The sequence below is a fragment of the Nitrosomonas sp. genome, from assembly GCF_040256045.1.
GTDB lineage: Bacteria > Pseudomonadota > Gammaproteobacteria > Burkholderiales > Nitrosomonadaceae > Nitrosomonas.
This window is the reverse complement of the sequence record NZ_JBDZWD010000013.1, coordinates 1-23,457: the sequence shown is the minus strand read 5'-3', so window position 1 is coordinate 23,457 and position 23,457 is coordinate 1. Positions and strand designations below refer to the sequence as shown.

Annotated in this window: 24 protein-coding genes; 5 read left to right on the top strand and 19 right to left on the bottom strand. The window is 51.7% G+C overall.

Annotated features, from left to right (window positions below):
* Positions 1-52 precede the first annotated feature (52 nt).
* The 14 genes from ABUL11_RS04055 to mraZ form a co-directional block, all read right to left on the bottom strand.
* Entirely contained in the window at positions 53-781 is a 729-nt protein-coding gene (locus ABUL11_RS04055; protein WP_350282581.1) for a cell division protein FtsQ/DivIB, read from the bottom strand.
* A gap of 98 nt (positions 782-879) precedes the next feature.
* The gene (locus ABUL11_RS04050) at positions 880-1,797 is read right to left on the bottom strand and encodes a D-alanine--D-alanine ligase (protein ID WP_350282580.1); all 918 of its coding nucleotides are present in this window, start codon (positions 1,795-1,797) and stop codon (positions 880-882) included.
* Positions 1,794-2,792 carry a UDP-N-acetylmuramate dehydrogenase gene (gene murB / locus ABUL11_RS04045; RefSeq protein WP_350282579.1) on the bottom strand — a complete coding sequence of 333 codons (999 nt, stop codon included), beginning with the start codon at positions 2,790-2,792 and terminating at the stop codon, positions 1,794-1,796. Before murB ends, ABUL11_RS04050 begins: the two co-directional genes overlap by 4 nt.
* Positions 2,793-2,802: 10 nt before the next feature.
* Positions 2,803-4,224, bottom strand: a complete 1,422-nt coding sequence (murC, locus tag ABUL11_RS04040) for a UDP-N-acetylmuramate--L-alanine ligase (protein WP_350282578.1) — start codon at positions 4,222-4,224, stop codon at positions 2,803-2,805.
* On the bottom strand, positions 4,214-5,287 hold the full coding sequence (murG, locus tag ABUL11_RS04035; RefSeq protein ID WP_350282612.1) for an undecaprenyldiphospho-muramoylpentapeptide beta-N-acetylglucosaminyltransferase: 1,074 nt from the start codon (positions 5,285-5,287) through the stop codon (positions 4,214-4,216). The genes murC and murG overlap by 11 nt, the downstream gene beginning before the upstream one ends.
* 67 nt (positions 5,288-5,354) lie before the next feature.
* Positions 5,355-6,521 (bottom strand): putative lipid II flippase FtsW, encoded by a 1,167-nt coding sequence (ftsW, locus tag ABUL11_RS04030; protein WP_350282577.1) that lies wholly within the window; start codon positions 6,519-6,521, stop codon positions 5,355-5,357.
* Positions 6,522-6,525: 4 nt separating this feature from the next.
* Positions 6,526-7,941 (bottom strand): UDP-N-acetylmuramoyl-L-alanine--D-glutamate ligase, encoded by a 1,416-nt coding sequence (gene murD, locus ABUL11_RS04025; protein WP_350282611.1) that lies wholly within the window; start codon positions 7,939-7,941, stop codon positions 6,526-6,528.
* Positions 7,938-9,023 carry a phospho-N-acetylmuramoyl-pentapeptide-transferase gene (mraY, locus tag ABUL11_RS04020; protein ID WP_350282576.1) on the bottom strand — a complete coding sequence of 362 codons (1,086 nt, stop codon included), beginning with the start codon at positions 9,021-9,023 and terminating at the stop codon, positions 7,938-7,940. The genes murD and mraY overlap by 4 nt, the downstream gene beginning before the upstream one ends.
* 86 nt (positions 9,024-9,109) lie before the next feature.
* Complete coding sequence (locus tag ABUL11_RS04015) at positions 9,110-10,465, bottom strand: UDP-N-acetylmuramoyl-tripeptide--D-alanyl-D-alanine ligase (protein WP_350282575.1); 1,356 nt, start codon at positions 10,463-10,465, stop codon at positions 9,110-9,112.
* Complete coding sequence (locus ABUL11_RS04010; RefSeq protein WP_350282574.1) at positions 10,462-12,027, bottom strand: UDP-N-acetylmuramoyl-L-alanyl-D-glutamate--2,6-diaminopimelate ligase; 1,566 nt, start codon at positions 12,025-12,027, stop codon at positions 10,462-10,464. Before ABUL11_RS04010 ends, ABUL11_RS04015 begins: the two co-directional genes overlap by 4 nt.
* Positions 12,024-13,766, bottom strand: coding sequence for a peptidoglycan D,D-transpeptidase FtsI family protein (locus ABUL11_RS04005; RefSeq protein ID WP_350282573.1), 1,743 nt, complete (start codon positions 13,764-13,766; stop codon positions 12,024-12,026). The genes ABUL11_RS04010 and ABUL11_RS04005 overlap by 4 nt, the downstream gene beginning before the upstream one ends.
* Entirely contained in the window at positions 13,763-14,053 is a 291-nt protein-coding gene (gene ftsL / locus ABUL11_RS04000; RefSeq protein ID WP_350282572.1) for a cell division protein FtsL, read from the bottom strand. Before ftsL ends, ABUL11_RS04005 begins: the two co-directional genes overlap by 4 nt.
* Positions 14,050-15,003, bottom strand: a complete 954-nt coding sequence (gene rsmH / locus ABUL11_RS03995) for a 16S rRNA (cytosine(1402)-N(4))-methyltransferase RsmH (RefSeq protein ID WP_350282571.1) — start codon at positions 15,001-15,003, stop codon at positions 14,050-14,052. The genes ftsL and rsmH overlap by 4 nt, the downstream gene beginning before the upstream one ends.
* Before the next feature lie 15 nt (positions 15,004-15,018).
* Complete coding sequence (gene mraZ, locus ABUL11_RS03990) at positions 15,019-15,465, bottom strand: division/cell wall cluster transcriptional repressor MraZ (protein ID WP_350282570.1); 447 nt, start codon at positions 15,463-15,465, stop codon at positions 15,019-15,021.
* A 273-nt stretch (positions 15,466-15,738) separates the two neighbouring features.
* Between mraZ and ABUL11_RS03985 the strand changes: the two genes are divergently transcribed.
* From ABUL11_RS03985 to ABUL11_RS03965, 5 genes are all read left to right on the top strand, one after another.
* Positions 15,739-16,356 carry a DNA-3-methyladenine glycosylase family protein gene (locus ABUL11_RS03985; protein ID WP_350282569.1) on the top strand — a complete coding sequence of 206 codons (618 nt, stop codon included), beginning with the start codon at positions 15,739-15,741 and terminating at the stop codon, positions 16,354-16,356.
* Positions 16,357-16,613: 257 nt separating this feature from the next.
* On the top strand, positions 16,614-17,165 hold the full coding sequence (locus ABUL11_RS03980) for a sigma-70 family RNA polymerase sigma factor (protein ID WP_350282568.1): 552 nt from the start codon (positions 16,614-16,616) through the stop codon (positions 17,163-17,165).
* A gap of 38 nt (positions 17,166-17,203) precedes the next feature.
* Positions 17,204-18,232: a FecR family protein gene (locus tag ABUL11_RS03975; RefSeq protein WP_350282567.1), complete on the top strand. Its 1,029-nt coding sequence runs from the start codon at positions 17,204-17,206 to the stop codon at positions 18,230-18,232.
* 340 nt (positions 18,233-18,572) lie between these two features.
* Positions 18,573-20,585 (top strand): TonB-dependent siderophore receptor, encoded by a 2,013-nt coding sequence (locus tag ABUL11_RS03970; protein ID WP_350282566.1) that lies wholly within the window; start codon positions 18,573-18,575, stop codon positions 20,583-20,585.
* Entirely contained in the window at positions 20,471-21,220 is a 750-nt protein-coding gene (locus ABUL11_RS03965; RefSeq protein ID WP_350282565.1) for a TonB-dependent siderophore receptor, read from the top strand. Before ABUL11_RS03970 ends, ABUL11_RS03965 begins: the two co-directional genes overlap by 115 nt.
* 187 nt (positions 21,221-21,407) lie before the next feature.
* Here the strand turns inward: ABUL11_RS03965 and ABUL11_RS03960 are convergent, their stop codons facing one another.
* From ABUL11_RS03960 to ABUL11_RS03940, 5 genes are all read right to left on the bottom strand, one after another.
* Entirely contained in the window at positions 21,408-21,734 is a 327-nt protein-coding gene (locus ABUL11_RS03960; RefSeq protein WP_350282564.1) for a hypothetical protein, read from the bottom strand.
* On the bottom strand, positions 21,721-21,978 hold the full coding sequence (locus ABUL11_RS03955; RefSeq protein WP_350282563.1) for a hypothetical protein: 258 nt from the start codon (positions 21,976-21,978) through the stop codon (positions 21,721-21,723). Before ABUL11_RS03955 ends, ABUL11_RS03960 begins: the two co-directional genes overlap by 14 nt.
* 129 nt (positions 21,979-22,107) lie before the next feature.
* A complete protein-coding gene (locus tag ABUL11_RS03950) occupies positions 22,108-22,533 on the bottom strand; it encodes a type II toxin-antitoxin system VapC family toxin (RefSeq protein ID WP_350282562.1) in 426 nt (141 codons plus the stop codon).
* On the bottom strand, positions 22,530-22,784 hold the full coding sequence (locus ABUL11_RS03945; RefSeq protein WP_350282561.1) for a FitA-like ribbon-helix-helix domain-containing protein: 255 nt from the start codon (positions 22,782-22,784) through the stop codon (positions 22,530-22,532). The genes ABUL11_RS03950 and ABUL11_RS03945 overlap by 4 nt, the downstream gene beginning before the upstream one ends.
* 264 nt (positions 22,785-23,048) lie before the next feature.
* Entirely contained in the window at positions 23,049-23,261 is a 213-nt protein-coding gene (locus tag ABUL11_RS03940; protein WP_350282560.1) for a hypothetical protein, read from the bottom strand.
* Positions 23,262-23,457 lie beyond the last annotated feature (196 nt).

Sequence of the window (23,457 nt, the reverse complement as noted above, 5' to 3'; positions counted from 1 at the left end):
CCCCCGATTTCATAGTCATAGTGTTCTATCTGCCCCGGAATTCAATGCAACATCAGGGTATGCGGACTGCAAACCCGCTGGCATAGCGCAGATCCACATAAGTGGAGCTTCCATAGCGATCCAGACTCTCATTATATTGCGTGCGCACCGCTACATAACGCTTCAAACGCTGCTCAATCTGCTCTCTTCCCAGCTTGAGCCAGGTTCCTGTATTCAATCGAATATGCCAGGCATGTCGTGGAGTCAGTACGATTTCTGTAGCAATTTGTCCGGTTGGCTGCAGTAATTTATTGAAGATGCGGTATTGTTGAGTAATCAGACGACTGCTGTTATCGGGGCCGGCAAACGCCGGAAGACGCACATTATCCATTATTGCGTGAAATATTTCTCCATTCGTATTGACCAGGGCCGTTTCTCCCCAGTATGCAAGCGGCTTATGCTCTTCCAATAATATGTTCAATGCGGGCGGCCACTCACGCAGAATTTTAACTGATCTGACCCATGGCAATTCCATAAAAGCATTCTGTAATGTTTTCAGATCAATCATAATGAAATTACCGTTTGCTGAATTGCGTACGACCTGTTCGATCTGGTCACGAGTGGTATGTGCCAGACTGGTATTACCTGCCCGATTCTCATTCATGGCTTCCACCCGGATTTCCTTCAATGAAAAGAACGGTAATGCCAATATTCTGCTCCCCACTGCGTAAATCGTAGCCAGCAGAACCCCTGTCAGCAGGATATTTGCCAGAAAATTCAGAGATTGATGATCGTTCCACATACGTCTGTTTACAGTTGTCCGATTATTCTGACTGTCCGGAACCAGATGAATAACTCTCTGCAAATGGCAGGGTGTGAAACATAAAAATCAGATCCTTATCAACGTTCACAGCTTAGCTCCAGGATCTTAACGACAAGTTCATCAAAGGAGATCCCTGCTGCCTTTGCCGCCATGGGCACGAGACTGTGGTCCGTCATCCCTGGCGAAGTATTGGTTTCAAGGAAAAAAGGTTGTTCATTTTCATCCAGAATCAGATCCACCCTGCTCCATCCGGCACACCCCAGTATCTGGTGGGCATACAAAGCCTGCTCCTGGATACGGATAGTTAACGCCACCGATAACCCGCTGGGGCACGTGTAGTGTGTGCTCTCGGAAAAATACTTGGCCTGGTAGTCGTACAACCCTTCTGCTACATCGATGCGCACCAGAGGAAGAGGCGTATTGTCCAGAATGGCGGCTGTCAGTTCGATTCCCTGTATGAACTGCTCGGCTAGTACCAGTGAATCGTATTCCGCAGCTGCCTGATAAGCGGATTGAAAATCCTGTTCGTTGTCCACTTTGCTCAGTCCGATGGTCGAACCTTCGCGGACGGGTTTGATGATCAGCGGCAACCCCAATCTGTCCGCCACATCCCGGAAACTGCTGTCGGCATCGAGCATGATGTAAGCAGGCGTGTTGATACCAGCTGCCTGCCAGATCATTTTCGTGCGCCATTTATCCATTGCCAGTGCGCTGGCGAGTATTCCGCTGCCGGTGTAAGGCAATTCCATCAGTTCCAGTGCGCCCTGAACCGAGCCATCTTCTCCGTAACGGCCATGCAACGCGATAAATACCCGATCGAAACCTTGCTGCAGAAGATTTTCCAACGGTTGCCCGACCGGATCAAATGCGTGGGCATCCACTTTACTTCGCTGCAATGCTGCCAGAACGGCTTGACCGCTTTTCAGTGAGATCTCACGTTCAGCAGATCGCCCTCCCAGCAATACAGCCACTTTTCCAACATCAGGAGTGTTCACTGTGCACTTCCTCCGCGCTGTCCGATGATGCGAACTTCGGTGATCAGTCTGATTCCGGTGGTCTGGTGAACGGCGTTTTGCACAGTATCGATGATTGCTTCGATTTCAGAGGCGGTGGCGTGGCCACAATTGATGATGAAATTGGCATGTAACGTGGAAACCATTGCATCACCGATACGGAAGCCTTTCAGACCACACTGTTCGATCAGCCTGGCAGCATGATCTCCTGCCGGATTTCGGAAAACTGATCCCGCGCTGGGGAATCCCAGGGGTTGAGTCTTGATGCGCGCAGTCAGCAGCGTTTTGATCGCTTGGCGTGAATTTTCCATTTTACCTGGACGAAGTCGGAACCAGCCGCCGGTAAACCAGACATTAGGTGTGTCAGGCGAGGAGATCTCCTGCAACTCGACATGACGATAGCCAATTCGGTAATCCTCCGATGTACGTTCGCACACACTTCCGCTGCGATCGATCGTCGTGACGCGCTCTACCCGATCCCATGTTTCAGAGCCGTAACAGCCGGCGTTCATTGCCAGCGCACCACCAACAGTGCCGGGAATGCCTGCCAGAAATTCTGCACCTGTCAGATTGTGTGAGGCGGCAAACCTGGCCAGTTTGGCGCAAGGTATACCTGCTCCGGCATAAATCAAACCACCTTTTTCGTTCTGCTCGATCAATGCCAGATCATTGAGCTTTGCATGCAATGCAATGACTACTCCGGGCAATCCGCCATCCCGCACCAGCAGATTGCTGCCCAGCCCGATCATGACAACTGGCTCATCTTTCGGCCAGTGGCGTAAAAACAGAGCAAGATCTTCCAGATCGACCGGCTGGTAAAAACAGGCGGCATATCCACCAGCACGCCAGGAAACATGTTGCTTCATCGGCTCATGCTGACGCAGCTCACCCCGCAGCAGACGTGTGTCGATACCGGATGTGCAGAATTGCAGATCTGGAGTATCCATATTGATTGGCAGTTGAATTTCTGTCTGCATGCTTTCCTGATCAACCTGTTACCAATGTCAACTTCATCGCCGGTTCTGCCAGATCAGAGGCGGATTTCCCGATCGATCCGGCTCCCATGATAAGTACTACATCTCCATCCTGCACAATGGTATGAATGGTCGCTTTCAATTCATCGATCTGCTCGATATAAATAGGCTCGATCTTTCCCTGCACTCTGATCGCTCGCACCAAAGATTTGCTGTCAGCAGCAATGACGGGTTCTTCACCGGCAGGATAAACTTCGGCCAGTAGCAATACATCAGTACCGGATAATACCCGGACGAAATCCTCGAATAAATCCCGGGTGCGGCTGTAACGGTGCGGTTGAAATGCCAGAACCAGACGGCGGCCGGGAAAAGCGTTTCGGGCGGCCGCTATCGTGGCCGCAATTTCTGCGGGGTGGTGTCCATAATCATCGATCAGGGCGAAAGATCCCCGATCTGGTAAGGGTATTTCGCCATATTGCTGAAACCGCCTGTCTACCCCACCAAAGGCGGCCAATGCTTTTACGATTGCTTCATCCGGCATACCCAGCTCGTTACCAACAGCGATGGCTGCCAAGGCGTTCAGGACATTATGTTTGCCCGGGAGGTTAAGCGTGATTTCCAGTGTTCTTGGCGAGCCATTGATACCAATATGGGCGAGAAAATGCATTTTGCATCGATCGTGTCGGATATCGGTGGCACGTATCTGTGCATCTTCCGATGTAATGCCATACGTAGTTACCGGTTTGGTAATCATGGAAATAATTCCGCGCACGTGAGGATCATCTACGCATAGTACTGCCATGCCGTAGAAAGGCAGGTGTTCGATGAATTCGACAAAGGTCTGTTTGAGCCGGTTGAAATCATGTTCGTAGGTGCTCATGTGATCGGCATCAATATTGGTTACCACCGTCAGAACTGGCTGCAGATAAAGGAATGAAGCATCGGATTCATCTGCTTCGACCACGATGAACTCACCTTTACCCAGTCTGGCATGACTGTCCACCGTCTTGAGCCTGCCACCAATGACAAATGTCGGATCCAGACCTGCTTCTGCCAGAATGCTGGCAACCAGACTCGTGGTGGTGGTTTTGCCGTGAGTACCAGCGATGGCAATACCACGGCGCAGGCGCAGCAGCTCTGCCAGCATCATGGCGCGAGGTACCACCGGGATACGACGTTCACGTGCAGCAATGATCTCCGGGTTATCGGGATGGATAGCAGCTGATATGACAACAGCATCAGCAGACTGAAGGTTTTCGGCTGTATGGGTGTGATGAATGACAGCACCCAGGCACTGCAGGCGCCTGGTGGTGGCATTACTGTTCATATCCGAACCGCTGATCCGGAAACCCAGGTTGATCAGCACTTCAGCGATACCGCCCATACCGGAGCCGCCGATTCCTACGAAATGGATATGTCTGATTTTATGCTTCATGGGTTTGTCCCGATAATTGTTGACAGGCTTCAGCCACCGCTTGTGCAGCCTCAGGCATGGCCAGTGCACGTGCACGAGTGGCCATGGCCTTTAATTGTGCGCGTGAGCAGGTCATCAGCCATTGTGCGAGTGAAGCCGCTGTCAGTTCTGATTGCGGCCATAAGACAGCCGCCTGGTGATCGCTGAGAAACCGAGCGTTGGCCGTCTGGTGATCATCTACTGCATAGGGATACGGTACCAGAATACTGGCAACGCCTGCGGCTGCCAGTTCAGAAACGGTCAGAGCGCCGGCACGGCAAATTACCAGATCGCAGTGCTGATAATGTGCGGCCATATCCTCAACGAATGCCACCAGATTTCCTGTGACGCCATGAGTGGCATAAACCTGCTGCAGGGTACTCAAGTGAGCTTTCCCGGACTGGTGAGTAACGAATGGCCGCTGATTTTCAGGAATCATGCTCAAAGCCTGTGGCAGCACAGTATTCAGAACTTGTGCGCCGAGGCTGCCACCGACTACCAGGATGTGCAGATTGCCCGTTCGGTTTGCGTAGCGTGCTTCCGGTGATGGAAGCCGGGTGATTTCTGTGCGTACCGGGTTGCCGGTAACCCGGGTTCTATTTTCCGGCCCTGTGAGGGCACCCGGAAATGCCAACAGGATACGATCGGCAATTTTTGCCAGTATCTTATTGGTCAGTCCGGCAATTCTGTTCTGCTCGTGAATCAGCAGAGGTTTTCCAAGTAAAACAGCCATGATTCCTCCGGGCAATGCCGGGTATCCCCCCATCCCCAATACCACCTGTGGTTGCTGACGGCGCAGTATCCGGAAACTTTGCCAGCAGGCTTGTGCCAGCCTCCATGGCAGTAACAGATAGCTGCTCAGTTTTTTGCCGCGCAGCCCGTAAAAATGGATCAATTCGATGGAAAAACCGTGTTGTGGTACCAGTGTGGCTTCCATACCGTTACGGGTACCCAGCCAGACGATTCGCCAGCCATTCGCCTGCATGGAGCGGGCGACTGCAAGCCCTGGAAACACATGCCCTCCGGTACCGCCTGCCATGATCATGATCGTGCGGGACAAGGTATGAACTCCATGTGCAGTACATGCTGCTGATCAGAACGGGAGTCTTCTCTCATACATTCAACCCTCTGCGTTTCAATCTGTTTTCCCAGTCGATTCGCAGCAATATAGCGATGGCGATACTGTTGATGACGATACTGCTGCCACCATAACTCATGAAGGGTAATGTCAGGCCTTTGGTAGGGAGTAATCCCATGTTCACGCCCATATTGATGAAAGCCTGTAAACCCAGCCAGACACCGATGCCCTGCGCGACCAGTGAACCGAATTGATCTCCCAGTCGGGCTGCCGTGCGGCCGACTTTGAAAATACGTACCAGTAAAAAGAAGAACAGCGAAATCACGGTGGCTACCCCTGCAAAACCAAGTTCTTCGGCCAGTACGGCAAACATGAAATCGGTATGTGCTTCAGGCAGGTAATTCAACTTTTCCACACTGCTTCCCAGACCGACTCCCCACCATTCACCGAGCCCGAACGCGATCAATGCATGCGTGAGTTGATAACCTTTGTCGAAGGGATCGTTCCACGGATCAAAAATAGCATTGATACGATCCATGCGGTAAGGCTCGATGATGATCAGCAGAGCCAGCAGTATCGGCACCAGACATATCAACCCGAAAAACATTTTCAGACTCATTCCGTTCATGAACATGATGGACAGGACGATGGTCGCGATAACGACCGCGGCGCCCAGATCCGGCTCCATCAGCAATAGCAGGGAGACGATGGTCAGTAATGCGAGGATGGGCAGGAAACCCTTGAGAAAATGATCCTTGAAAGCCGCTTTGCGTACGACATAATCTGCTGTGAAAATCAGAATGATCAGCTTCATCAGTTCAGAAGGCTGGAAATTGGTTATTCCCAGAGGAATCCAGCGACGGCTGCCATTGATCTCATGGCTGATTCCCGGGATCAGGACCACAAGCAGTAACAGGATGCCCAGTCCCAGCAGATAGCGAGAATAAGTCTGCCACCAGCGTAGTGGTATCCGGAAGCAACCTGTTCCGACAGCTATTCCCGCCAGTATGTACAAAGCTTGCCGGGCAAGAAAATAGTAACTGTTTCCTTCACCAAATTTCGCTTCGGCGATCGCGATCGAGGCGGAATATACCATGACCAGTCCCAGACCCAGCAAAAGCAGCACGGTTGAAACCAGCAGTATATCCAGTTCGGATTGAAGGGGCTGATTGTGCGAAGCGGGAGTGGATGGACTCATCATGGGTTTAATGACATGTCTGTGCCGTGAGTACGAGCTTGCGTTCGATCAGGCGAACAGCAGTCGTAAAAACTTCGGCACGATGAATGTAGTTGTTGAACATATCGAGACTGGCACAGGCAGGAGAGAGCAGAACGACATCTCCGCGTTCCGCCAGCAGAAAGCTCACCTGTACCGCCTCATCCATAGTGGTTACCCGGTGTATCGGTACATTGCTGGCCTGGATAGCCTGCGCAACTTTGTCTGCATCTCTTCCCAGCAGTACGACCCCGCGCACGTGCTTGCTGACTGGTTGTTCCAGAGGGGAAAAATCCTGCCCCTTGCCATCTCCGCCTGCAATCAGAATCACGTTCTTGTGAAACCCGTTCAGTGCAGCAACGGCTGAACCTATGTTGGTGCTTTTGGAATCGTCGTAAAACGTTACGCCATTGAACTCGGCTACTTTCTGCATGCGGTGCGGTAATCCCCTGAAAGTACGTAAAGCATGCAACAACGGCTCGAAAGGCAGATCGACTGCCCGGCACAACGCTAGTGCAGCCAGCGCATTGGTGGCGTTATGTAATCCTGTGACGGCAAGTTCACTGGTTTTCAGTAAATGGGTATTGCCTTGTGCCAGCCATACCTCCGATCCGCCAGGGAGCAAACCAAATTCTTCGTCCGATACGGGTGCGGACAGACCGAAAGTCACTTGTTTGCTATTCTTATCCGCCATAGCACATACCCTGGTGTCATCACGATTGAGTATCTGCACGCAACTATTATTATGCGGGCGGGAAAATATCCGTGCTTTTGCGGCGGCATATTCTTCGATACTGTCGTACCGGTCCAGATGATCTTCGCTCAGGTTCAATACCGTTGCTGCATCTGGTCGCAGACTGCTGGTGGTCTCCAGTTGAAAACTGGAAAGCTCCAGCACCCATAAATGGGGCCATTTATTTGCGTCCATCCGCTGCATCAGTGTATCCAATGCTACCGGGCCGATATTGCCTGCTACCTCCACATCCCATCCGGCACTCTTTACCATTTCACCGACCATGCTGGTGACTGTGGTTTTCCCGTTGGAACCGGTGATCGCAAGAATTTTTGTACCGGGTGGTGCGTACTGATCGAGTGCAACGGCAAACAGCTCGATATCACCGATTACGGACACGCCTCGTTGTAATGCTGTCTGCACCAATGGCTCAGTTATTGCTACACCCGGACTGATAGCGATTGCATCGATCCCCTGGAACAGTTCTTCCTTCAACGGGCCGCAGAATATGGCTTCATCCGGTACGATCCGGTTTATCAGTTCGAGATTGGGCGGGCTGGTGCGTGTATCAGCCACTGACAGCTGTGCCCCGAGCCGAGAAAGCCACTTGGCCATGGAAGTTCCGGTTTTCCCCATGCCCAGAACCAGTATGCTTTTGCCGGTATAGTTCATCGCAATTTCAGGGTCGATAAGCCGATCAGTACCAGAATGATGGTAATGATCCAGAATCTCACCACGACCTGATTTTCCTTCCATCCTTTGAGTTCATAATGGTGGTGCAGGGGGGCCATTCGAAAAACACGCTGACCGAACAGTTTGAAGGAAGCCACCTGAATCATGACTGACAGCGCTTCCATGACGAATACACCTCCCATGATGACCAGTACGATTTCCTGCCGAACAATGACAGTAATTACTCCCAGTGCTGCGCCTAATGCCAGAGCACCGACGTCGCCCATGAATACTTCCGCCGGATAAGTGTTGAACCACAGAAATGCCAGACCGGCTCCTGCCAGCGCCCCGCAGAATACTGCGAGTTCGCCTGCATTGGGGATATGTGGAATACCGAGATATTTGGCAAATACAGCATGGCCGGCAACGTAGGCGAAGATGGCCAGAGCGCCACTGATCATGACGGTGGGCATAATAGCCAGGCCGTCCAGTCCATCTGTCAGGTTGACGGCATTGCTGGTGCCAACGATTACCAGATAGGTCAGCACGATAAATAGGAATGTTCCCAGTGGAATGGCCACTTCCTTGAAGAACGGTACAATCATTTCGGTGTGCTGGGGAAGATCGGCTGTCATGGCAAGGTACACCGCGATCAGCAAGGCAATGATCGATTGCCAGAAGAATTTAGATGAAGCTGAAAGCCCTTTCGAATTGCGCTGTATTACCTTGCGATAGTCATCTACCCAACCGATTGCGCCGAATCCCAATGTCGTTAGTGATACTACCCAGATGTAGCTGTTGCTCAGATCTGCCCATAAAAGTGTGGTGATGATCACGGCTGTCAGGATCAGTGCACCCCCCATCGTCGGCGTACCCGCCTTGATCAGATGAGACTGAGGACCGTCATTGCGCACGGACTGGCCGACTTTACGTGCGGTCAGACTGCGTATCAGGGCCGGTCCGACCAGAAATGAGATACTCAACGCCGTCAGCGCTGCCAGCATGGTACGCAGCGTAATGTAACTGAATACATTGAAAGCGCGGATATCTTCCGCAATCCATTGAGAAAGTGCCAGCAGCATTCTATGGTTTCCGTTGTGATGCCCGGCTGTAAATCCAGAAAACGGTTTTCATCTGGTTATTTATTGCCATTCTTTTTAAAATATGTTCACGCCTGCAATTGTTCTATCACCCGTTCCATTTGCATGAAACGCGATCCCTTGACCAGGACAAAAACACGCTCACCCAAACAACTTTTTGCTTGTTCCAGCAAGCTCTCCAGATCGGTAAAATACTGTGCCCCGCGACCAAATCCGGTAACAGCCTGCCGGCTTGATTCTCCCAGAGCCAGTAATACATCCACACCGGCACTTGCGGCCTGTTGACCGATTCTGTGGTGGAATGTTGCTGTATTGGCGCCGAGTTCACCCATATCCCCCATAATCAGAATTTTTTTGCCAGGCATTTCTGCCAGGACATCCAGCGCAGCCTGCATGGAATCCGGATTGGCGTTATAGGTGTCATCGAGCAGAACTGATCGGTTCAACCCGGTTTTTTTCTGCAAACGTCCAGGGACACCTCTGAAGCTGTGCAAACCTTCAGCAATCGAGCTTGTGCGGATACCGGCAGCCGTGGCGGCTGCCGCCGCTGCCAGCGCGTTGTAAACGTTATGATGACCCGGTACCTGCAGCATTATTTCGATTTTTTCATCAGGCAATTGCAGCAACCATTGATCACCTGACGGGTGTGCCATCTGGCGCGCACTGACTGCAGCAGTGCCATTCATACCAAAATCTATAATCGACCTGTTTTCGGCACGCTGTCGCCAAAGCATGGCATGGGGATCATCCGCATTGATGATGGCAATCCCCTGCGCTTCCAGTCCCTCGAAAATTTCTCCTTTGGCATGGGCGATGGCCTCAATCGTACCCAGATGTTCGATGTGAGCTGTACCTGCATTAGTGATCACGGCAATGGTGGGTGCAGCAAGCCGACTCAGATAAGCGATTTCACCTGCGTGGTTCATCCCCATTTCGATGATTGCGCCAACATGACGGGAATCGAGTTGCAACAGCATCTGCGGAACACCGATGTCATTATTCAGATTGCCGGTTGTCGCAAGAACATTTTCTAGCCCGAATTCGCATCTGAAAATAGCCGCAATCATTTCCTTGACAGTGGTTTTGCCATTACTGCCCGTCACAGCAACCAGCGGCAGGGTGAAGCGCCGACGCCAGGATGTTGCCAGTTGCCCAAGACCCAGCCGGGTATCCTTCACTTTGATCCAGCCAAAACCGGGTTGAGTCGGGAGGATAGCCATGTCAGTCGAAACCATGGCTGCAACAGCACCTTGCCTGATGGCGGCGGGAATGAAACGATGGCCATCAAATTGCTCACCGGATAGTGCGATGAAGAGATCACCCGGTTTCAGGGTGCGGCTATCGGTGCTGACTCCGGTGAATACGGGATTGTCACCAGACCAGTTTGCCTGCAGGGCCAGTGCAGCTTCCTGTATGCTCATCATCCTTGCACCTGCAATTCCGGACCGAGCAGGTCATGCAATACCTGTCGTACTACCTCGCGATCATCAAACGGATATTTTTCCCCTCGTATTTCCTGACTCGTTTCTGCGCCTTTGCCGGCGATCAGCACGATATCGCCCTTGCGTGCACCGTGAATGGCCCGGTAAATGGCGGCTGCACGATCCACTTCGGACGTGCAATGTTTACCGCGAGCACCCAGCATGACTTCGCTGATGATATCTGCAGGATTTTCATTACGTGGATTATCGCTGGTGATGATGACTTCATCAGCGAGGCGTGAGGCAATTTCTCCAATCAGTGGACGCTTACCACGATCTCTATCTCCACCGCAACCGGTGACACAGACCAGTTTTGCCTGATCTTTCCGAATCCGTTTTTTGATGCGAGTGCCGGCCAGTGTTTCGCGCAAACCGGTCAACACTTCGTTCAATGCATCAGGAGTATGGGCATAATCAACGATGACGACGGGTTGATTGCCTCCCCCCAGTTTTTCCATCCTCCCGGGAATCGGCTGAACTTGCCGTAACGCAGCAATTGCATCATCGAGATCGATATTGCTGGCGAGCAGGGTGGCCAGAACAGTCAGCAGATTATAGGCATTGTAGCGGCCGGTCACGTTGCATTGCAGGCTGGCATGCCGGTTACAGAATTCGACATCGAATTCGATATATTGTGTGGTGAATTGCAAATTGCTACCGTAGAGTATTTTTTTGTTACCGGCTGTTTGTGCAGTCTGACGGGGTTGCCTGAAACCATAGCCGATGACCGACAGCTCTTTCCCGGCCAGTTGTTGTGACAATTCCACACCCAGCACTTCGTCCAGATTGAGGACGGCATGTTGCAGACCTTTCCAAAAAAACAGTTTTGCCTTGGCAGCAGCATAGGCATCCATGCTGTCGTGATAGTCGAGGTGGTCGCGCGTCAGATTGGTCAGTACGGCGACTGCAAATTCCGATCCGGTCAGTCTATTCTGGGAAAGACCATGCGAAGAGGCTTCCATCACCAATGAGGATGCTCCCTGATACAGATATTCAGCCATCAGCTGCTGCAGATAGACAGCATCGGGAGTGGTGTGTTCGGAAGGGTGTAATGTTCCCGGGAATCCATGCCCGAGTGTTCCGATTACAGCAGTTTTTTTTCCCAGCGCAGCCATGGCTTGGGCATACCATTGACTGCAGGTGGTTTTGCCATTGGTGCCGGTGATTCCAACCAGCCATAAATGTCTGGAAGGATAGCCATACGCTTCACTGGCAATCTTTCCAGCTTCGTGACGCAGTCCGGCTACGCCCAGATTGGGTATCTTCCACTCGGATTTCCAGGAGAACCCCTGCTTTTCCCAGATAATCGCGTTGACACCCAGCGCAATGGCCTGCGGAATATCGTTGCGTGCATCATGACGCTCACCGGCACAAGCCAGAAAAGTATCACCTGGTTTGAGTTTCCGACTGTCTGCCACCAAATGTCGTACTTTGACGCCCAACTGATCCAGCAGACAGGTTGTAGGATTTTCATCTGATCTCGAGTTCGACGAGGTACTCATCATCCTTTGTCTTCCAATCCGGCGGGAACGGGGGATGTAACCAGATTACCAAGCGAATCATCAAACGGCACATTCAGTATCCGTAGGGTGCCTTCCATCGCCCGGCTGAATACCGGTGCTGCTACTGTGCCACCATAGTAACGCCCGCTGGAAGGTTCATCGATCATGATTGCCATGATTACACGCGGGTCAGATGCTGGTGCAAAGCCGACGAATGAAGAAATATAGCGATCGCTGGCGTACCCTTTCCGTTTTTCCAGACGCTTGTGTGCGGTACCGGTTTTTCCCGCTACGCGGTAACCGTTGATGCGTGCGCCACTACCAGTCCCTTCCGGTTGAACTGCAAGTTCCAGCATTTTACGCACGGATTGTGCAGTTTCACGTGAAATGACTTTTTGGCCGACGGCTGGCGTGTCGCGCTTCAGCAGTGTAATGGGCTTCAGTTCTCCATCCGTGGCAAATAATGTATAAGCGCGTACCAGTTGCATCAGGCTGACTGAAATACCATGTCCGTAGGACATGGTGGCCTGTTCGATCGGGCGCCATTTATTATAGGCGCGTAATTGACCGCTTGCCTCTCCAGGAAAGCCAATGCCGGTTTCAGTACCGAAACCGGAACGATTGAGCATTTCCCAGAATGTTTTGGGTGGCAGTAACAGGGCAATTTTTGCTGCACCCACGTTACTCGAGGTCTGAATGACTTGGGAGACGGTTAGATTACCTTTGTCACGCACATCGCGAATGATGGCTTTACCTATTCTCATCGTTCCGCCGGAGGTTTCCATCAGCGTGTTTGCCTTGACTCGGCCTGTTTCCAGCGCTACGGCGATAGCAAAAGGCTTCAATGTTGAACCTGGCTCGAAAGTATCGACCAGCACACGATTGCGAATGACTTTATTATTCATGCTCGCGCGCTGGTTGGGGTTGAAAGCCGGGTAATTGGCCATTGCCAGCACTTCTCCGGTTTTAACATCCAGGGCCACAATACTGCCGGCTTTGGCGTGCTGCTCTTTTACTGCGCGCACCAGTTCCCGGTAAGCGAGATACTGTATTTTGCTGTCGATCGACAGCATCACATCCTGCCCGGATTTGGGAGACTGGATCTGTTCGACGTCTTCCACGATGCGTCCGATCCGATCCTTGATGACGCGCCGTTTGCCATCTTCACCCGTGAGCACATCCTGCCATGCCAGTTCCACACCTTCCTGTCCACGTCCGTCCACGTCGGTAAAACCCAGGATATGCGCGGCCAGCTCGCGTGATGGATAGTAACGATAAAACTCGTGCTTGAGATACAAACCTTTGATGTTGAGTTCAGCGATCTTATTCGCTCTTTCCGGTGGCAGTTGCCGCTTCAGATACACAAATCGCTTGTCGCTGCTGAGACGCTCCTGAACAGCGGCTTCACTTACATCCAGCAGATCAGCCAGATGCCTGATCTGTTCCGGTGTGGCATTCACTCTCTGAGGGTCGGCCCATACAGATTTGACGGGTGCACTGATGGCAAGGATTTCACCATTGCGATCCTTGATACTGCCGCGCTGGGAGTTTTGTTCGATGACCCGGAGATAGCGTGATTGTCCCTGCTGTTGCAGAAAATCCTTGTTCAATGCCTGTAAATAAACAGCCCGGGCAACCAGTATGATCAGGGATATCAGTAATAATCCCTGTACGAGGCGGGAGCGCCATTCCGGAAGATTCACAGCAGCGGATTTGCGGGAAGGATTGAACAGAATTTTCATTCAGTCGCACTCGAGGTATGACCGGGATGGATCGCCAGAATATTTGCGGCAGTGGGTGGAGGCATGGTCATGCCGAGCTCTTTGCGCGCGATTTTTTCCACACGCGCAGGCATGGCCAACGTGGTTTGCTCCAGCCGCAGTTGATTCCATTCGATTTCAAGTTGTTCGGTCAATTGCTGTGCTTCTTCCTGTTCCATGAACAGTTTGCGTGATTCGTACCGGGCGGTTACGATGCCCAGACCACAGATGACCAGCGCTATAAACAGGAAAATATTCAGTTTGATCATTGATCCACCGTACTGCCGGTTTTCAGCTTTTCCGCTACCCGCATGACAGCACTGCGTGCCCGCGGATTGGCAGCCACTTCATTCTCACCGGGACGAATTTTTTTACCGATAATCTGCAATGTCTGCCTGCTGTGCATGCGACTCTCTTCCTCTCGTACAGGCAGTTTTCGCGGAAAAGTGTCTGTTTCTGCCTGTCTGCGTATGAAACGCTTGACGATACGATCTTCCAGCGAATGAAAGCTGATCACTACCAGTCGACCGTTTGCATTCAGTAATTCCACGCATTGCGGCAGTGTCACCGATAATTCTTCAAGTTCCTGATTGAGATGAATCCGTATCGCCTGGAAGGTGCGCGTCGCCGGATGCTGCCGACCGTCCCGGTGGCCGAGCTTGCGCACGACCGCTGCCACGATCTCGGCAAGCTGAAGCGTGGTAATAATGGGCTGGCGTGCCTGTTCCACAACAATTGCGCCTGCAATCTGTCCAGCATACCGTTCTTCGCCATAGGTTCTGATGACCTCCTTCAATTCTGTTTCTGTTACAGTGGCCAGCCACTCCGCTGCTGTTTTTCCCCGGCTGGAGTCCATGCGCATATCCAGTGGGCCGTCATGGCGGAAGCTGAATCCGCGTGAAGCTTCATCCAGCTGGATCGATGACACACCCAGATCCAGCAGGATGCCGTTAACCCGGCTTACACCCAGCGATTCCAGTGCTGTGCGTATTTGTGCATAACTGCTGTGTACTGCCTGAAACCTGTCATCTCGAATGGATCGTGCTGCGGAAATGGCAGCCGGATCCTTGTCGATTGCAATCAATCGCCCTGATTCTCCCAGCCGGGATAAAATCAGGTAACTATGACCACCTCGGCCGAAGGTTGCGTCCACATAGGTACCATCAGCCTTGATATTCAGTGCATCTACCGCTTCTTCTGGCAAAACGGGTACATGCACGGTACTACCAGCGCACTACAGTGAAAACCCTTCCAACTCGGGAGGAATGTCTCCGTCCTTGTAGGTTGTTGCCGAATCGATTTCCAGATTCCATTTCGCCATATCCCAGAGTTCAAATTTCTCACCCTGCCCCGCGAGCACGACTTCTTTCTGCAAACCGGCAAACTGTCTCAGAGGGGCGCTGATCAGAATGCGGCCGGAACTGTCCATCTCAACGTCACTGGCATTACCGATGATAAGTCTCTGCAAACTTCGAATCTGCGGGCTGAAGCTGGAAAAACTGCTCAATTCTTTTTCAATCGGCTCCCAGACGGGTTGGGGGTAAACCAGCAGACACCTGGAAGGATCAGCGGTCACGACGATATTGCCTCCACAACTGGTAAACAATTCATCACGATATTTCGCGGGAATCGCAAGTCTTCCCTTGTTGTCGAGACTTAACTGAGTGGAGCCGCGAAACATTTGGTTCCTTTTGATCTCAAGGGAGGTGCCTGTTTGATGATTTAATTATGTTTCTCCCACTGTCACCCACAATTATGCATATTTCACCACTTTAACCCACTTTACTCAATAAAAATTTGCAGAATTAAGTAATAAAGAATTTTTATATTGTTGTAACAATGGTTTAGCATGGTTTTCGGATAACCTTTTCGAATAAAACAACTTGATAAAGATGGCTCGTTTCGAGATTGAGGCAGGGCGTGGTATAAACCCGAAAACATTTTAGGGATCGATATGGCTTTGATATTTTGGGAACAGGCTGTTAATGATTTATCGGCACGTGATCCGGTGATGCACCGAATCATTCAGTGTTACAGCGATTCGATGTCTGAAGAGCAGGGAAATGCTTTCGCCACATTGGTGCGCGCGATCGTCGGGCAGCAGATATCTGTCAAGGCAGCAGCTAGTGTCTGGCAGAAGGTAACAACTTTGATTCCGGAAATTACACCGGAAGAATTGATGGCGACAGAAATCGATTTATTGAGGACATGCGGGCTTTCAGCACGGAAAGTCGATTATTTGCGGGATTTATCGCGCCACTTTCTGGGAGGAATGCTGGTGACGGTAAACTGGCACGATCTGGATGATGACACCCTGATCCGCAAACTTGTCGAGGTAAAAGGCATCGGCCGGTGGACGGCAGAAATGTTCCTGATTTTTCATTTACATCGCCCGGATGTCCTGCCGCTGGATGATATTGGTCTGCAGCGCGCTGTCAGCATGCATTACAACGCCAGTCAGCCGATTGACAAACAGGCGATTCGTACCATAGCCGAAAGCTGGCAGCCCTGGCGGTCGGTTGCCACATGGTACCTGTGGCGAAGCCTCGATCCTATTCCGGTTATATATTGAAGCGAGTACCGTTTGGTTAAATGGTTTGATCTTATTCCGCAATCAGGATTGGCTTGATTGGCCGGATTTGGTTTTTTCAGACCCAAGTGCTTGTCGATTGCGTTGTCCGGCAACAATCATGCGAGCCCAAAATATTGTCAAATAGCTGCTGTATGCCTATAATCCACCAACATATAAACAATAATAGTTTTCATTATCTTTCATGCTATCTTTTATAGTAACAGCCCTCAGATAATAGAGGACGATAAGGTCCGGGCATGAGCATTCCGGAGGATGTCTCTCCAGCTGTCAAACACCTCGAGCATCTCTACAGTGACCACTATGACTGGCTGCAGGGATGGTTGCGCCGGCGGCTGGGCAGTGCTGCCGATGCAGCCGATCTCGCACATGATGCTTTCCTGCGTCTGCTGACTACGCCACGGCACTTCGGCAGTGCTCCCGAGGCCCGCACGTACCTGCGCACCATGGCCAATGGCCTGTGTATCGACCTCTGGCGTCGTCGCCAGATCGAGCAAGCCTGGTTGGAAGAACTCGCTGCCCAGCCCGGAACTTTGATCCCCTCGGCCGAGCATCAGGCCATCGTACTCGAAGCGCTGCAGGAAATCGACACGATGCTACGTCGTTTGCCGGTGAAGGCAGCCAATGCATTTGTCATGGCTGTCATCTGTGAAATGACAGACAGGGAAGTCGCTCAGGAACTGGGTGTGTCCGCTCGCATGGTACGCAAATATGTCGCCCAGTCCATGCTTCACTGTATGCGGCTGGAAGCACGATATACCGCAACTGAACCGCTGCAGGGGGGTATCTGATGTTGTTCCCGCAATGGCTCCTGTGAGCATCTAGGAATATGGCTGCCACTGATACCTCTCTGCAACCGTCGCAGCCGGATCTTCCACATCAGGCGATGGAGCAGGCGGCTGAATGGTTCGCGCTGCTGCGTTCTGGCGAAGCAACGGCGGCAGATTGTGCGCAATGGCAAGTCTGGCTCAACAGCTCGGCTGACAATGAACAAGCCTGGCATTATGTCGAATGCATCAGTGAACGCTTCAAGCCCATCCAGAACAGCCCCAAGCGGCGCAATGCCGCCAATGTTTTCCGGGCAGTCAACAGTCGTCCGGGGCGGCGCCGGCAAATTGTGCTTGGTATTGCTACCTTGATGGGTACCAGCCTGCTCAGCTGGGTCACCTGGCGTCATTCTCCGCTGCCGGGCATCGCCCTGGCGTGGACTGCCGATTACCGCACAGGTACTGGCGAAATACGCGAAATCACGCTCTCCGATGGTACTCGCGTATGGCTCAATGCTGCCAGTGCCTTCAACGAAGACTATCGAAATAATCAGCGCCGCTTGCACCTTGTGGCGGGAGAAATCCTGATCCAGACTGCGGCCGATGCATTCCGTCCCTTTGTCGTCAATACGCCGCAAGGACAACTGCGTGCATTGGACACGCGTTTCACCATCCGGCTGGATCAGACCGAAACCTTCGTGGCCGTGTACGAAGGAGCTATCGAAGTACGCACCGCTGCTACCGGTACCACCGCCATTCTCCCGGCAGGCCGGCAGGCCCGTTTTACCAACACCTCCCTGGCAGACAGCGGAACTGCCGACCCGGCTCGCGAAGCGTGGACGCGCGGCATCCTCATCGCACAGAACATTCCGCTTGCCGAAGTCGTGCAGGAACTGCGCCGCTACCATAATGGCCATTTGGGCATCGCGCCCGAAGTGGCCAATCTGCCCGTCTTCGGCAGTTATCCGGCCAATGATCCTGATCGTGCGCTGGCCATGCTCGAATCCGTCATGCCTATCCGCGTACGCCGTACATTGCCGTGGTGGGTGAGTATCGAGCCACGGAATCAAACCGCTAACGCCAATCCCTGAACCTGATCAGCCACTAATTTTCCGGCTGTACTGCCTCCGTTGGGCTACCCCGTATATGCGTTGTACGAGCATAGTTATCGAGCGGTGTGCCGGGACTTCTATCCATTCCTCAAAAAAGTAGTTCCGCCTTTTGGTCTCTCGTTCGATTAACAGGATGAGAGATCACTCAGTCATCGCTCAACCGGCTACCCGTGCAGGTGCCTTATCGTGATGCAGCTCATCTGGCTTCGCCTCGTTTTTCTGAAGGTCAGGTGTGTCGTGTGCCCGGCAGCCCGTTCGATTTGCGAGACGGTGTGACTCCGTTTCGTTAATTCACTCTGCGCGAGGAAAAAAGTACATCATGTTTCATTATCGATCCTGCATCGCTCGCAAAACGGCGTTCGTTACCTTCAGTTCATCCGGCTATGCCGGCGCCGGCTTGTCTCTCACGTTGTTCACGATGGCTATCCACCTGATACTTGCCATCAGCCTGCTGGTGATGACAGATGGCCAGACAGTAGCGCATGCACAAACCCCGGCGCCTGCGGCAAGCCAGACACAGCCGGTGCAGGAAACCATACGCCCTTATGATATTCCTGCCGGCTCGCTTAGTGTTGTTCTGGCACGATTTGCCAGTGAAACAGGCATTTTGCTGGCAGCTACGCCTGAACTCGTACAGGGCAAGCAAAGCCCGGGTGTGCGTGGCACCTTTAGTATACAGGCAGCACTGAACGCACTGCTGAAGGGAACCGGGCTGGAAGCGATACGTAATGCCGAAGGGCAGTACGGGCTACAGCCGGTCGCAAACATAGCCGGAACGCTTCCTCTGATGACGGTAACAGGCGCAGCGATCAATTCCGGAGTAACCGAAGGTACCGGTTCCTACACCACCGACTATTCCTCTTTCGGCAAGGGTCAAATCCTCAAAGAGTTGCCGCAGACGGTCACAGCAATGACCCATCAGCGCATTCAGGATCAGAGGCTGTTCACGATGGGCGATGTAATGGCCTATACACCCGGCGTGACCGTACAGCAAAGTTCCGACAGCAGTGGGAAAGGAGCTTTCTATTCTCGCGGCTTTCAGATCACCAATATCTTGCTTGATGGTAACAGTTCAGTCGTTGCCGGAGGCAGTTCACCCGGAGGCCCAACTAATACCTACTCGGTAGGCACTCTGGATATGGCCATGTTTGACAGTGTCGAGGTCATGCGCGGATCTAACGCGCTCTATGGGGTAACTGCAGGCGCGCCAGGCGGCGCTATAAATCTGGTGCGCAAACGACCGACGAAAGCATTTCAGTTGAATGCGCAGGTATCGGGAGGAAGCTGGGATAATTATCGTGGGGAATTGGATGTGAGCGGGCCGGTGGCCCTCCTAGATGGGCGCGTCCGTGGGCGCCTGGTCGGCACCTATCAGGACGGAGAGTCTTTCATTAATTATTCGGATAGCAACAAAAAATTGTTCTATGGAATCGTTGAAGCGGATATTACCAGCAGAACCTTATTGACGGTCGGCGGCCATATCCAGCGCGACAAGGATGGCTATGTTATCAGGGATGGCCTGCCACGCTATTCAAACGGGAACGATCTCAAACTGCCCCGCAGTACCTATTTGGGAACCTCCAACGATCGCTACAAAAGAGACGACAACAATCTGTTTATCCGTATCGGTCAAAAGATCGGAGCAGATTGGGATTTAAGTATCGAAGCAGTACGGGGTAAATATGATTACTCTATACAAAATTTTAACCGGTTCGGTCTTATTGACCCAATTACCAGTGGAGGAATGGAGGCCTATGCCTTCTTGAACGACACCACTGGCACGAATAAAGCGTTGGATGTGTCGCTGAAAGGATCGTTTCATCTGCTTGGCCGCGAGCATCGTCTAACCTTGGGTGCAAATTACAATAAAAATGATGAGTCCATCAAGACTACCTTCCTAGATGACATATTCGAAATTCCCGATATCTTTGCGTACGATCCCAGTAACTATCCCAATCCATACAATAGTGAAAATATTTACGGTTTTTATTCTGCAAACAGATATAACAAACAAAAGGGTCTCTACGGATCATTAGCAATGAAAATCACTGATCCGCTGACCTTGATTGTAGGCGGACGTTTGAGTTGGTACGAATTTGACTACGTATATACCTTTTCCTCTCCATCAGGTGAGCTTGAGGATTCCTATCATTCAGCCGTAAAAGATAATAAGGTCTTTACCCCCTATCTTGGTTTGACCTACGACTTGCTGGAAGCTTGGTCCGTCTACGCGCCAGTATCGCAGAGACCTATACACCGCAGTCATGGGGTTTTAAAGGTCCGCTGCCGGGCACGCCCCTCAACCCCGTCACCGGTCGCACTTATGAAATAGGTACTAAGGGTAGCTTGTTTGATAATCTGTTGAATCTATCTTTTGCGCTCTATCGCACTAAGAACAATGGTACCTCTAGCAATGATGAGAACTATCCGGATACAAGATATCCTGGAACTGGTCGCTTTTGCTGTTATCTGGATGATGGCATACAAATCAGTCAGGGCGTGGATATCGAAATTTCAGGTGAGATCGTCAAGGGTTGGCAAATTCTGGCCGGCTACACGTTCAATGACAATGAGATGAAAGGTGGTAACGGCCGGTTCAGCACCATTACGCCCAAACATCTGTTCAAGTTATGGTCGAGTTATGAACTTAGAGGTATACTGAGTGGCCTGAAACTGGGTGGCGGCATCACTGCGCAAAGTTCAAATTACCGGCAGGGAACAGCAAGAATATTCAACCCAGCTACCGGGTCATTCGATGGTCCCTCGGTCGATTATGAGTTTACCGCACCAGGGCGTGTACTCGTCGATTTGTTTGCACAATACCGCCTCAATAAGCATTGGTCTGCAACTCTCAACGTCAACAATGTCTTTGACAAAACCTATTATGAAACTGTTGGCGATTCCAGACTTAGCAACTACTACGGCAGACCGCGTAATTGGATGGCTAGCATAAAGTACAGTTACTGAGGCGGACCTGCACCCACTAAACAGTGCCAGCTGAAATCTAGTTGATCGTTCCCGCGCGGAGTGTGGAAACTATCAATAACGTTTCTTTCCCGGCATATATCAACCTGAAAGCAGTTTTTAGGATCAACAGGCTTTGTCTTGTTCTGAATCAGCCTGCCTGTGTACCAGTACATTCGACAGGCTGCGTTTACTTGCGTCCGTAGGTGGCATCGTGATCGGGCGGGATGGACAGCAGACGGATGAAAACGCCTTCGCGGCAAGCCACAGCCCGGTGCGTCCGCGTGATACGCAGGCTGTAGAGGGCATCGATGCCAGGCGGCGGCTTAAGGCTGGTGATTTTTTCCCAGTGCAGTCCCTTGTCACGGTGAATCTGATTCCAGGTGAGCTGGAGCAGCTTGGCCAGTGTATCCAGCGCCGCATGGCGCTCGGTCTTTTGCAGACCGAGCAAGTCGCGCTGAAAAACAGGATTGTTAAGATCCAGCCGGATCGCAGCGTCGTGTTCAGCTTTGCTCATCACGCAAGCGCTTCAGCAAACTGCCGATGGTCTCGTCACTGGCGGGGTGAGATTGCGCCCATTCCAGTGCTTCACGAAGGCCGTTGGCAGTCACTTCGTTGTGCAACCAGCGTTCGTTGTCTGGAATTACCGTAGCGGTGCGGACCAGCCATACGCCGGGTTCTTGTTCTTCCACCAATACCTGGCGCCCGGCATATTGCTTACCCAGGGAAATCTGCCCGTTGGCGCCAACGAGCTTTATCATGGGGGAGGATGAGGACGTGGGCATAGGTATCTCCTCGAAATGCTAAAATAATAACGCACTATAGCACTAATATCGAACGTATCTACTGTGCTAGCACCCCGCCACGGCAAACACCCTCATCCGGATAGCCTATTTGAATAACTCCCAGGGATTGATGACTTCGAGACCGGCAGCTTCGAAAGGGCTGGTATCTCGCGTGGCAATGGCAAAATTGTGTGCAGCAGCAACGGCTGCGATATAAGCATCTGCCGTGTCGATGCCCTTACCAGCCGCACGAGCGCGGGTGCGTAGTACTGCATAAGTATCGACACAGTTGGCATTAAACGACAGGATACGCCCGGCGAAAATCGGCATAACTCGTTCATCCAACTGTTGCCGCAGGTTGTTCTTGCGTTTGCCATTCGTCATGACCGCGATACCGAATCGAAGCTCTGCAAGAGTGATAGTGGACAGGTAAAGTGTTTCAATGGCCTGATCGTCTATCCAGGCTGACACTGCCAATGCACCATTGGGCTTCAGTGCCTCGGAAATCACGTTCGTGTCAAGCAGAATCATTCAAAACTCACGGGATCGCTTAGGGTCTTATCACGCACCTGGTCAAAGATTGCACAATCCTCATCAGTCAGACCGACCTCACTGCTGATTTCAGCCAGCAGAGATCCCAGTTTAATACGCTCAGGTGGCCTGGCAGTTGCCTCAAGAATTTCTCTGATTTCGGCTTCAGTGCTGCGACCGTGATGAGCCGCACGTACACGAAGCGCGCGATGTACCTCATCAGGCAGATTTCTAACAAGTATATTTGCCATGTTATCTTATTAACAGTTCAGTTATCAAAGATATCATATTATATTTTTTGATATCGATACGCAAATATCTAAGCCAAGGAGTCCGGAATCAAGAATTCCTGTTCTTGCATAGTGTTGGTTGTAATTGATAAAACTCTGTAATCTCCTATTCTGTGCCAGAACCATTGAAGAATCCTGCTACATCTTGCGTTCAGTTGCCCGGCACTTTTGAGTAGGTGCCGCGTCATGTATGATCTTCAACGCAGACGTGACCAACAATGATGATCATCCACGTAACCATGCCTTGTTGCACATGTTTTCCGGCTGGCGGGGCTCTCGCCGGCTTATGACATCGTGCCAGCGCCACTTGGATTGCCAGCCTGTTTCTACCGCATCGGGCTCGTCGAGGCGATCTGACTGACGTTGCGGAATGCTGGTCAACCCAACCATGTGCAGCGTATGTACCGGTTCCCAGCCGAAAATATTGTCAAATGGCAATCGCGCACCTATAATCCGACGACATATGAACAATAATAATTTTCATTATCTTTCGTATGTCTTTTATAGTAACGGTCCTCAGATAGTGGAGGGCGAAAAGGCCAGATTATGAGCATTCCGGAGGATGTCTCTCCATCTATTGAACACCTCGAACATCTTTATAGCGACCACCATGACTGGCTGCAGGGGTGGTTGC